Annotated in this window: 9 protein-coding genes and 1 pseudogene; 7 read left to right on the top strand and 3 right to left on the bottom strand. The window is 44.4% G+C overall.

The features are described 5' to 3' along the window. Positions 1-3: 3 nt before the first annotated feature. From NST34_RS01490 to NST34_RS01500, 3 genes are read left to right on the top strand one after another with little or no spacing between them, the layout of a single operon-like run. A complete protein-coding gene (locus tag NST34_RS01490) occupies positions 4-1764 on the top strand; it encodes a CHASE2 domain-containing protein (protein ID WP_339799818.1) in 1761 nt (586 codons plus the stop codon). Beyond that, positions 1761-3482, top strand: coding sequence for a FecR family protein (locus NST34_RS01495; RefSeq protein ID WP_341126987.1), 1722 nt, complete (start codon positions 1761-1763; stop codon positions 3480-3482). The genes NST34_RS01490 and NST34_RS01495 overlap by 4 nt, the downstream gene beginning before the upstream one ends. 34 nt (positions 3483-3516) lie before the next feature. After that, positions 3517-5010 (top strand): stalk domain-containing protein, encoded by a 1494-nt coding sequence (locus NST34_RS01500; protein WP_341126988.1) that lies wholly within the window; start codon positions 3517-3519, stop codon positions 5008-5010. 54 nt (positions 5011-5064) lie between these two features. Here NST34_RS01500 and NST34_RS01505 read toward each other — a convergent pair whose 3' ends face one another. The 3 genes from NST34_RS01505 to NST34_RS01515 are packed head-to-tail and all read right to left on the bottom strand — an operon-like array spanning position 5065 to position 7560. Continuing rightward, a complete protein-coding gene (locus NST34_RS01505; protein ID WP_076299916.1) occupies positions 5065-5985 on the bottom strand; it encodes a metal ABC transporter substrate-binding protein in 921 nt (306 codons plus the stop codon). Further along, complete coding sequence (locus tag NST34_RS01510; protein WP_042184200.1) at positions 5982-6824, bottom strand: metal ABC transporter permease; 843 nt, start codon at positions 6822-6824, stop codon at positions 5982-5984. The genes NST34_RS01505 and NST34_RS01510 overlap by 4 nt, the downstream gene beginning before the upstream one ends. Beyond that, positions 6817-7560 (bottom strand): metal ABC transporter ATP-binding protein, encoded by a 744-nt coding sequence (locus NST34_RS01515; RefSeq protein ID WP_218640868.1) that lies wholly within the window; start codon positions 7558-7560, stop codon positions 6817-6819. The genes NST34_RS01510 and NST34_RS01515 overlap by 8 nt, the downstream gene beginning before the upstream one ends. A 406-nt stretch (positions 7561-7966) precedes the next feature. Between NST34_RS01515 and NST34_RS01520 the strand changes: the two genes are divergently transcribed. The 4 genes and pseudogenes from NST34_RS01520 (at position 7967) to NST34_RS01535 (ending at position 11827) form a co-directional block, all read left to right on the top strand. Next, positions 7967-8512, top strand: coding sequence for a MarR family winged helix-turn-helix transcriptional regulator (locus NST34_RS01520; RefSeq protein WP_445667683.1), 546 nt, complete (start codon positions 7967-7969; stop codon positions 8510-8512). 28 nt (positions 8513-8540) lie between these two features. Next, positions 8541-9985, top strand: a pseudogene (locus NST34_RS01525) (aryl-sulfate sulfotransferase). A 22-nt stretch (positions 9986-10007) separates the two neighbouring features. Next, complete coding sequence (locus tag NST34_RS01530) at positions 10008-11039, top strand: ABC transporter substrate-binding protein (RefSeq protein ID WP_341059005.1); 1032 nt, start codon at positions 10008-10010, stop codon at positions 11037-11039. A gap of 11 nt (positions 11040-11050) precedes the next feature. After that, positions 11051-11827: an ABC transporter ATP-binding protein gene (locus NST34_RS01535; RefSeq protein ID WP_149646287.1), complete on the top strand. Its 777-nt coding sequence runs from the start codon at positions 11051-11053 to the stop codon at positions 11825-11827. Positions 11828-11833: the final 6 nt, after the last annotated feature.

Raw genomic sequence — 11833 nt, forward strand, 5'->3', positions numbered from 1 at the left:
ACCTTGAGAGTAAAGTTAGCACATATTTTGCTTCTACTTACGGTAATTTTTGCGGTTCTACTGTATAGAGGGAGTCTTGACTCCATTGATCATCTGTTACAAGACCGCGTGATGCAGCACGAGCGGTCTGTGGATACTACGATTGCTATCATCGGGATAGACGATCAGAGCTTGGAGGACTTTGGCAGCTGGCCGTGGAGCAGAAATGTTCATGCACAGCTGTTAGATACGCTCTCCGAGGGACATCCAGCAGTGATCGGTTTTGACCTTACGTTCCCTGTAGGCTCGGAGGACCCGGAGGCGGATACAGAATTCGCTGCGGCTGTGGCCCGTGCGGAGAATGTTGTTTTGCCGGTATATGGCACATTTGCGCCAAATACCGAGCAGGGAAAGATCGAAGCGCTGGAGCTATCCCAGCCGTTTGAGGCTTTGCGGAAGGCAGCGGCTGCAACCGCCCATATCAATACTATTACGGATACTGATCGAGTGGTGCGTAAGGCTCTTTATTCTTTTGACTATGAAGGGGAGTCTATTCACAGCTTGTCATGGACGGTCTACCAGAAATATCGAGAGGCGATGGGGGGCACTGCTGATCCGCAGAAACTCCCACTGGATGACTTTGGGCGCTTTTATATCCCTTATTCAGGTGGCAATGGCGACTTTGAGGAGATTCCTTATTCGGCGGTTCTTAGCGGAGAGGTTCCACCATCTTATTTTGAGAATAGAATTGTGCTTATAGGGCCCTATGCTACAGGGTTTAAGGATGACTTCCTAACACCAATTAGCGGAAAAAATACGTTATATGGTGTGGAAATTCATGCAAATATCATTCAATCTCTACTGGACGATAATTATAAGCGGGTACTGGATTGGAAGTGGAACGAGGTAGTGTTGCTTTTTGTTGCGCTCCTAGCCTATCTACTATTCCGTAAAGTGAAGATGCTATATTCCTACGCGGTCATTGTGGTCATCATTGCACTTCTTATCTTTGCAGGTCGTTTTTTCTATGACCAAGGGATAGTAATTTCACTGGGTTATGTGATTCCCTTTCTAATCGTTAGTTGTATTATCGTAATAGCTTTTCAATATTTAGAAGAACTGATGGAGAAACGTAGAGTTACGGATATTTTTGGTCGATATGTTGCTCCGCAGGTTGTCGATCAAATTCTCAAGAACGGTCAAGAAGGGCTGAAGCTGGGAGGAAGCCGCAGAGAGCTAACCCTGTTATTCGTTGATATTCGCGGGTTCACTCCGTTGTCAGAGGCTGCTGAACCAGAGGAGATTGTTGAGATTCTGAATGAGTATCTGGATCTGACTGCGGGTTGTATTTTTAAGTATGATGGCACGCTGGACAAGTTTATCGGGGATGCCACGATGGCGATCTTTAATGCTCCATTGCTGCTGGAGGATCATCCAATGCAAGCGGTGAAGGCGGCGTGGGCGATGAAGGAAGGCTCGGCTGCGGTGGAACAAAAGCTGTTCGAACGGTTTGGTCTTGTAGTGAAATTCGGTATCGGGGTGCATACTGGTCCAGCTGTATTCGGGAATATCGGCTCCAAGACCCGGATGGATTATACAGCGATTGGCGACACCGTCAACACGGCAGCCCGTCTGGAAAGCAATGCGAAGCCTGGACAAATCCTCATCAGTGAGGCTACCTACGCTTTTGTAAAAGATAGAGTATCAGCCGTTTCATTAGGAGAGATCAAGGTAAAGGGCAAGGAACAAGGAATCAGTGTCTATGAACTGGAGGGATTGAGATGAGGTCGTTAAAGCTTACACTGTCGTTTATGCTGTTGTTCAGTATTCTTTGGCCAGCAGTTGTCACAGAGGCGAAGGATAGCGTCAAAGTTGGGAAAATAACTGCGGTCTCGGGCAAGTCTGAAGTGAAAAAGAGCGGTGGAACGAAGAAATTCAACGCTTTTAAAGGAATGGCGATTACCCAAGGTGATACGATTATAACAGGCAATGATGGGCAAATTAGCCTCGATCTTGATGCTAACAAAGAAGTTACGATCGGAGCCAGTACTACGCTTACCATTAGCCAATTAGTAGAAAGCGCAAAGGCATTGGGCGGTAAGACAAGTCTAAAGCTGCAAAACGGACAAGTCTTGATCAAGGTAAAAAAGAAACTGGATGGCGATTCTCGCTTTGAGATTGAGACACCAACGGCTATTATGGGCGTTATGGGTACAGAGTTTTTTGTTAGCGTTAATAGCCAAGGTAACGTAGTCCTTAATAATGGGGTAGGGAATAACGGCGATTATCTGGGAGTTCTGGAAGGAACAGTTCATGTAGTTTCGACTATTGATCCCACGCTGATTGAGCGTATGATAACAGCCTCCCAGCAGTTAATTATGGAGAATCAACAATGGATAGAGTCGCAGTTGTCCCTAAATGCATTACCACAATTTGCGCTAGAGCAGCATTTGAAATATCTGAACGAAGAAGAGGTATTGGAATTCGAATCGGCTAAGAAAAAAATCGAGCAACTACTCGAGCAAATCAAAGCCGCTATTCCCGTTCACTCAAGTCCGCCTATTCCAACAATTCCACCTCAGATTAACTATGATCTATCTAGTTCAGCTCCCTTAGATATGACGAGACCAACACCGCCGACGAGACCTACACCAACGCCGACACCGGAACCGACGTCAACACCGACGCCGGAGCCAACAGCGACGCCGACGCTGGAACCAACACCAACACCAACACCAACACCAACACCAACGGCAACGCCAACACCATCGCCGGTACCAACACCGGAGCCAACACCAAATCCCCTAGGTGCGCCTGAGCTAGACCAGCAGGAATTTAGAGAACATATCTATGACTATCTCGTCCGTGATAATGAGATTGTTTTGCCGTTTACAGCACCGTTATTCTTTAATATCGCAGATGACACTAATCCTAATGCTGCGAGGGATGGGGTGAGTGTTACTTTGAATCAAAGTGAGGACAAGCTCGATTTAGGTGAGGTATATATTCGAGAGAATAAGCTTCACATTCAGCTGCGTGAATCACTTCCTTATAGCTCTTTCGTTCAAATCAAGGTGAACGGCGGTTTGTTAAAGAATGCCCTTTCCGGGGGTGATGTACAGGAAGAGGATCAACTGATAGCAGATGGCGGTTTTACCTACAAGGGAATGATCACTCCGAGTTATTTTAACCATACTGGCCCTATAGGTGAAGGTGAAGCACCAGAATTTATCATCCATTCGCTGGGTTATGATGTAGGGGAGATTAGATATCGTTATGAATATGATCTAGGAGATCCATCTCCACTAGAAGATACAGATTATGTACTGGAGCGGAACGGTGAGAATACTTTTGTGCTTAAACTTACTCCGGAGTTCTTGAATGGATTATTTCCCGAACCTTATATCGTTACCATTCCTCTCGTGAGGATTGAAGATACAGAAAACGGCCCTGTAGAGGTAGTAGTAGACAACCTCCAGATTAGATTATCTTTGTTATTTTAAAGGCGCAATAACCTTCGAGAGGAGAACAAACATAATGAAAAAGGAACTCATCTCCATCGTTTGTGGATTTATGCTCATAAGCGCAGTATCATCTAGCATCGTTACCGCAGTATCATCTAGCATCGTTACCGCAGAGGCAGTACAACCCGTAAGCGGCAATGTTCAAGGGAGTATAAATCAGAATATCTCTTCTAACGCTGTACTCTCTCTTAAACAGCCATGGGGATTGACTGCTGTATCTGGCAGCAATGATCTCATTATCGTACAGTCCGGAAGCGGTACTATCAGCAAGTGGAGTAATGGTGAGCTGCAGACAGTGGCTGGACAAGGTGCAGAAGGATATATCGATGGGAAGAGTGCAAAGGCCTTGTTTAATCATCCGACGTATACCGCTGCTGACAGTAAAGGCATTATCTATATCAGTGATACCGACAATCATGTCATCCGTAAAATTAAGAATGGAGAAGTATATACCTTCGCAGGAACGGGAGCGGCTGGCTATAAAGATGGACAACCCAATACCGCGCAGTTTAACGCACCGGGTGGATTGGCAATAGACAGTAATGACAATGTATATGTAGCCGATACGCTGAATCATGTGATTCGCAAAGTTACACCGGAAGGTATTGTGACTACTTTTGCAGGTCAGCAGGGTAATATTGGTGCTTATTTAGATGGTTCGGTAGCTTCGGCCAAATTTAATGAGCCCGTGGGTCTTGTGTTCGATGAAACCGGTAATCTCTATGTGGCTGACAGTGGGAATCAGATGATTCGATTGATTAAAGGCAATATGGTTGAGACCTTTGCGGGCAAAGCAACGACAGTTGATCCAGTGACTGGATATATGGCTGGAGGGTTCCACAATGGAGATCGTCTGTCTGCGCTGTTCAATCGTCCTCGTGGACTCGCCTATGCCGATGGAGTCTTGCTGATTGCTGATAGTCTGAACCATAGGGTTCGGGCCATTCAGAAAGATGGAAGAGTCATCACAGTTGCAGGGCAGGGCACCTTGGGAGATCAATTTGGAGCATTGGATAAAGTGATGTTTAATCAGCCTTCCGGTGTTGCGTTTGCTTCCGGGAAATTGTATGTGACGGATACGCTGAATAACAAGCTGAAGGTATTGAGTCTCGATTTGCAAGCCCTTAAGCCACTGCGTAGCGAGGGTGATCTGCTCGATGCAGTCTCGCTACTACCAGTGGGTAAGGAGATGCAAGTATGGTTGGACGGAGTACAGGTGAAATTGAATACTAACAATCTACCACTTGAGCAATCCGGCAAAATTTATTTGCCGGTTAGAGCGCTATTTAGCGCATGGGGAGCGGACATTCGTTGGGATTCGGCAAGCAAAGAGACGATAATTAGCAAAGGGGAGTGGATACTTTCCCTAAAGCCAGATGCAAGTCTTAATGTGCAAAACATAAAGGGCACTTTGTATGTGGCAGCTGAATATTTGCCGACGGTTTCAGCTTTTATGCAGGTTTATGATGAGGACAGTCACGCAATTGTGCTGGAAAGTGGCCAATAATGGTTCGTTATTATAAAAGTTATGGCTGTCGAGAAAAATCTCGACAGCCTTTTTTTATGACGACAATCCTTCAACGACTTTATCAATATTCCATTTAATCATCTTAATGTATGTGTCGCCTTCTTCGCCTTTCTTAGCTAAAGAATCGGTGAAAATCTTAGAATGTATCGGTACACCCGTTTCATTGGAGATGGTTTCCATTGTTTTCGGATTAACGCTCGTTTCCAAAAATAAAGCCGGCACTTGATTTTCATCAATGATTTTAATTATATTTTTCATTTGTTCTGGCGTTCCTTGACTATCGGTATTGATTTCCCAAATAAATGCGGATTCAAATCCGTAGGCTTTTGAAAAATATTTAAATGCCCCTTCGCTTGTAACCAAAATACGTTTCTCCTGCGGGACTTTTTCTACCGCTTCTTTTGCATATTGATCCAATTCATTAAGTTTCTTAACATATTCTGATTGGTTATTCAGATAAAATTCTTTGTTGTCCGGATCTTTTTCGATTACATGTTTAGTGATGATATCTACATATTTAATAGCATTCTGAACATCAAGCCAGGCATGAGGATCTTCTTGAGTTTCTTTGCCCTTTTCTGTTAGGTACATTGGAGTTACTTCATCTGAGACGGCAAAAGCGACATCCTTTTTATTAGTGACATCAAGAAGGTCTTGGAACCACCCCTTACCTGTTTCCAGGTTCAATCCGTTATAAAAAACTAAATCTGCACTAGATACTTTACTTGTATCCTTAGGTAATGGATCGTACATATGCGGGTCTGTTCCGATGGGAACCATGCTATAGACCTCAGCTTTTTCCCCTACAATGTTTTCGGTCATATCCGCGATAATGGAGTAGGTTGCAACAATCTTCAACTTGTCATTGTCTGCTTCTCCCTCACTAACGTTTGAACATGCGGTAAATAGTAAGATGAACATTGTCAAAGAGAGCATCTTTATTGTTTTTTTCATCCTTGTTTAACCCCTTTTCTTAGAAAATTATTTTTGGGCGAGATAATAAATGATATAGCGAACAAACTTACCCCTACTAGAACAATGGTGGCACTTGTAGGTAAATTGAATCTGAAGCTAATGATCACACCTATAATTCCAGATACAGCGCCGATGGTGGAAGCCAGGATAATCATATGGATCAGCTTATTTGTCCAAAGATATGATGTAGCTGCTGGAATAACTAGCATTGCAATAACAAGCACAATTCCAACTTGAGATAATGAGGACACAGTAACCACGGATAACAGCATCATCAATAAATAATGATAGAATCCCGTTTTTAAACCAAATGCCTTAGAGACGACAGGATCAAACGAGCTAATTAAAAGCTCTTTATACAACAATGAAATGATGGCAATAACAACAAGCATGATAATAAATGATTGCATTAATTCGGACTGCGGGACGGCTAAGATGTTACCAAATAAAATATGAGTTAGATCAAGCCCGCTCTTGGCGAAAGTGATTAAGACAATTCCTAGAGCGAAAAATGAGCTGAGAATAATTCCGATCGAGGTATCACTTTTGATATTGCTGCGACTTGTTATGAATTGAATGAGGATGGCCGCTAAAAGTCCAAACAATGAAGCTCCCACAAGAATGTTAATCCCTAAAATATAAGATAACGCCACACCTGGTAATACAGCATGAGACAAAGCATCGCCCATTAATGACATCTTTCTGAGTACAATAAAACTTCCTAAAACCCCTGAAACAATACCAAGAATGATAGCAGACAATCCGGCGTTAAGCGCATAGATCGGAATGTTTAATAATGATGAGAAATAGTCAATCATTTTCGGTGCCCCCCATTCCTTTGATTACAAGATTACCTAAGGAAGCCCCGTAAGCATTGAGGATATTGTCGGCTGTAAAGGTGTCTTTCACATCGCCAAAAGCAATAAGCTTTTTATTGAGAATGATTACTTTGTCAAAGTATTCTTCGACTTCATGTAAATCATGATGAACGATCAATATGGTTTTCCCTTCTTCGCGAAGCTGTTTAAGCAGTTTTACAATAATTTTCTCACTCACTAGATCTATGCCGACAAAAGGTTCGTCTAAAAAAAATACATCTGCTTTTTGGGCAAGCGCTCTGGCAATAAAAACTCTTTGTAGTTGTCCTCCAGACAAATTACTAATTTGTTTATTTGCAAGATCACTTATATCTACCATGGCCATACATTCCTCGACGCGTTGCCGCTCTTTTTTCCCGGGGCGCTGGAAGATTCTTAAGTTTGGATAGGTTCCAGTTAGCACTGTATCGTTCACTGTGATTGGAAAAGTAAGGTCAATATCATTTTTTTGCGGTACATATGCGATCTTCCGTTTATACTCAGAAATGTCTTTTCCCTCTACCCTCACCGTCCCGCTTCTTTTCTTGATTACTTCTAACAATGACTTAATGAATGTCGATTTTCCTGCACCATTTGGCCCGATAATTCCGATGGTGTACCCAAAGGGGATATCGATATTTACATTTTCTAGCGCTGAATTACCGAAATAATCCACGTTTAGGTTTCTAATCTCAATCATTAAAAAGCTCCTCGTCATGAAATTTATTGATTTGTTTCCTATTGGAAACATTTATTTTTATTATCTAATTTGTTTCCCTAGGTAAACATTTATTCTTAGGTACAATATATTTAACAATGGGCAAAATGTCAATGAAAAAGCTTAAAATTTATTTGATTTTGAATTAGTACAAGCATGCGATCTGCACCGGTACTGGGGTGATTTTTTTAGAATTAAAAATACATACTTGACAGGTAGGAATAAAGGGTTATATGATATCAACAATACTTAAACACTAATTAAATGAACAGTGAAATAATTTATCTGAGCCGATTGGACCGCCAAAGGCTCCCGCACTTTTCCCTTGCCTGGGAGTTGTGCTGGGAGTCTTTTTTTGTTGGCTATGGAGAGAGATGAGGTAAGAATGAGCGATACGTATTGGAGACAGCTGGAGGAGACGGATTGGGTATTCCGCAAGATGGTCCGCAGATTTGTTAAGGAACGGGATAAGGTTGCAGTAGCAGGCATCTCTTTACCCGGCATGCTGATTCTACATAAAATCATTCGCGAGGGTGAACAGCGGCTTGGGGATTTAGCAGATGAACTGGACTTTACGTCAGGTGCGATCACAGCTTTGAGCGATAAGCTTGAGGCAGGCGGATTTACTGTACGCAGACGTAAGGAAGGGGACCGCAGGACGGTGATGCTGGACATCACGGACAAAGGCCGGCAGATGGCGGAGCTTAACAGCAACATTGGGGAACGATGTATTTCGCTTCTGTTTGAGGGGTTTACGGAAGAGGAATTGGTGCAGCAAAGTCACTTCTATCAGCGGATCATCAGCAATCTCGAAGGATTCTCAGACATCTTGCTGAAGCTGGTGAAGGAGAATGCTGAGGCTGAAGCTTCTCCAAACCTTGAACAGAAGCCACGAGCAGTCACAAAGAAAAGTAATTATCTTAGCTATTAAAATAAATTAAATGTAGGAGAGATGAACGATGGGACATTCAACCATATTTCCAACTGGAGCAACCGTATTTAATCCGAGCAAAGCGTGGAGTGGCTATACCGTATTTCAAGCGGGTGAAGAAGGTGTTGTACTGATTGATATGAACGGTAAAGAAGTGCATCTGTGGAAGGGGCTGCTCGGGTTTCCGGCTAAAATCTTCCCTGGTGGTTATGTTCTAGGCAGTACAGGAAGGAGAGATCCCAAATTTGGCATTCAGGATAATGTAGATCTGGTGCAGGTCGATTGGGAAGGTAACATCGTATGGAAATATAACAGCTATGAACATATAGAAGATCCGGGTTATGAACCGCTCTGGTATGCCCGCCAGCATCATGACTATCAGCGCGAGGGCAATCCAGTAGGTTATTTTGCACCAGGGCTAGAGCCTAAGGTTGACGGTGGCAAAACCCTAATCCTCGCTCACAAAAATATCTACAACCACCAAATCTCCGACAAGCAGCTGCTGGATGACACGATTATCGAAGTGGATTGGGAAGGGAATATCGTTTGGGAGTGGGCTCCGAATGAACATTTTGCAGAGCTAGGCTTTGATGAAGCGGCGAAAAACGTCTTATTCCGTGATCCTAACTCTCGCTCCTTCGGGAATCTGGGGGGCGGTGTGGGTGACTGGTTGCATATTAATTCAGCTTCGTATGTAGGACCTAATAAGTTTTACGATGCAGGCGATGAGCGTTTCCATCCAGATAACGTGATCTGGGATGCACGGGAAGCGAATATTATCGCAATTACAGATAAGCGTACCGGGGCCATCGTGTGGAGAATCGGTCCAGACTACTCACTGCCAGAATTGAAGCATATCGATTGGATCATTGGCCAGCATCATGCGCACATCATTCCGAAGGGCTTGCCGGGAGAAGGAAACCTACTCGTATTTGATAACGGAGGTTGGGGCGGTTATGGTCTTCCCAATCCTTTGGGCAAAAAAATGCACTCCGCGACTACTCTCGAATTCTAGAGATTAATCCAGTGACACTCGAAATTGAATGGCAGTATACCGCGGCAGAAGCAGGCTTCTCTGTTCCGACGGATTCTTATAAATTCTATAGTCCTTATATTAGCTCCGCCCAGCGGCTTCCGAATGGCAACACCTTAATAACGGAAGGATCTAACGGTAGACTTTTCGAGGTTACGCCAGAGCATGAACTGGTCTGGGAATATATCTCACCGTATAACGATTCCAGAAATACAAACATGGTTTACCGTTCCTATCGTGTGCCTTATGCGTGGGTACCACAGCTGGAGAAGCCGGAAGAACAAGCGATTGAGCCGATAGATGTCACGCAGTTCAGAGTGCCAGGGGCCGCTCCTAAAGGTTCGGATTCTGTAGTAAGCGTGGCGACCACCTTGCCGTTTGTTGAGGGGGCTGCTTGTGTGGCGACGACTGATGAAGGTAGTAGCCGCAAAGCCAACTAATACATTTGAGGGGGATGTCGTTGTGAAAAAGTCATGGATCAGCTCAAGCTTTCTGCTCTTATCCTTATCCGTTGTTATCCTATTATCAGGTTGCAGCTCCAAAGGTGATGCGTCGTCCTCTAAAGATGGAGCATTGAACGGCAAAAAAGAGACATTGAAGATTAAAATCGCTGACATCAATACGAATCCAACCTTTCGTGTGGCATTAGATAAAGGTATCTTTGCCAAACACGGGATAGACGCCGAACTAGTCAACTTTGGTTCCCCGGCAGAAGGTGTAAATGCACTCTTCATTAAACAGGTAGATGTGGCTTTCGGGGCGGATTTTCCCCTGCTGAACGCAGTGTCGAAGGGAGATTACGCTATCATCGCCTCTGCGGGTCTGGCGACAGATGAAGCTTCTACAGAATGGAAGCTATTCGTACAGGATGATATCAAGACAGCTGAGGAATTGAAAAGCAAGAAGCTGAGCTTTATTCGTGGAACCTTCATTCCGTACCTTTGGGATGAATATTTAAAAGAGCATAACATCGCGCTCAGTGATGTGGAATTGATAGGGCAGGGAGCCTTTGACGAATCTTATATCGCTTTGAAGCAGGGGGCTGTGGATGGTGCATGGTTCTATGGTTCAGTTCTTAATGATAAGCTGGGTGCCCTTTCAGGCGTACATGAGCTGACGGATATGTCCAAAACAACCGTACGGTTAGGGATGGGCATTGTAGCAGGGAATGATTTTGTAACAAAAAATCCAGAGGGGATCTCGAACTTTCTCGCAGCAGTGGATGAAGCAGGGGGCTATGCCCAGGCCCATCCAGATGAGGTTGCTGATTTGATGTACGAGGAAGTGAAGCAGCCTAAGGAATCGACGATCAAAGATCTTCCGAACAATCCATGGGCGCTCGGATTCACACAGGCGGCGTATGACAGTCTGACGAAGCAGAAGAAATATATGGTCGACACTGGAATCATTGAGAAGGATTTCGATCTGGATAGCAAGCTGAATCTTGAACCGCTTACCAAAGCTTTGCCGGAAGAAGTCACGTATAAGAAATAGGAGGGTTCAGCATGTCATTACCTGCTAAGCAGCACACCATTCATATTGAGCGGCTACGCAAGAGCTACAGTGAGCCAGCCGCTGGAGATGTTCATTATATTATTAAAGATGTGGATCTCGTAATCAAAGGCGGAGAGTTCTTCGTTCTACTCGGTCCAAGTGGCTGCGGAAAGTCGACGCTGCTGAATATGATCGCCGGATTTGTTTCCAAATCTGGCGGTAACCTTCGGGTGGATAACGAAGAGGTGAATAAGCCTGGCAGAGATCGGGCAGTTGTATTTCAGCAAGCAGATTCCTCTTTATTCCCTTGGCTAACGGTTCGAGAGAATGTGGAGTTTGGACTGCGAATGAAGAAAATCGCAAAGGCTGAACGGCGCACGATATCGGATAGGTTCATCGGACTTGTAGGACTGAACGGGCATGAGGAGAAGTTCCCGAAGGAGCTATCGGGAGGCATGAAGCAGCGTGTTCAGCTGGCACGGGTGCTTGCCAATGATCCAGCGATCCTGCTGATGGATGAACCCTTTGGTGCACTTGATGCGATGACCCGGAGGACGATGCAGAAAGAACTGGTCAACATCTGGCAACAGACGCATAAGACGGTGATTTTTGTAACCCATGATATTCAGGAAGCCTTGCTGTTGGGGGAACGGATCGGCATTATGTCTGTAGGCCCTTCCTCTAACATCACGGACATTTATGACAATACGCTGCCTTATCCACGGGACGTAGCCTCAGCGGAATTTTACTCGCTATACAACCAGATTCAGAGCCATTTCGAAGAATAGGATAGG

Source organism: Paenibacillus sp. FSL H7-0714, assembly GCF_038003765.1.
GTDB lineage: Bacteria > Bacillota > Bacilli > Paenibacillales > Paenibacillaceae > Paenibacillus_AQ.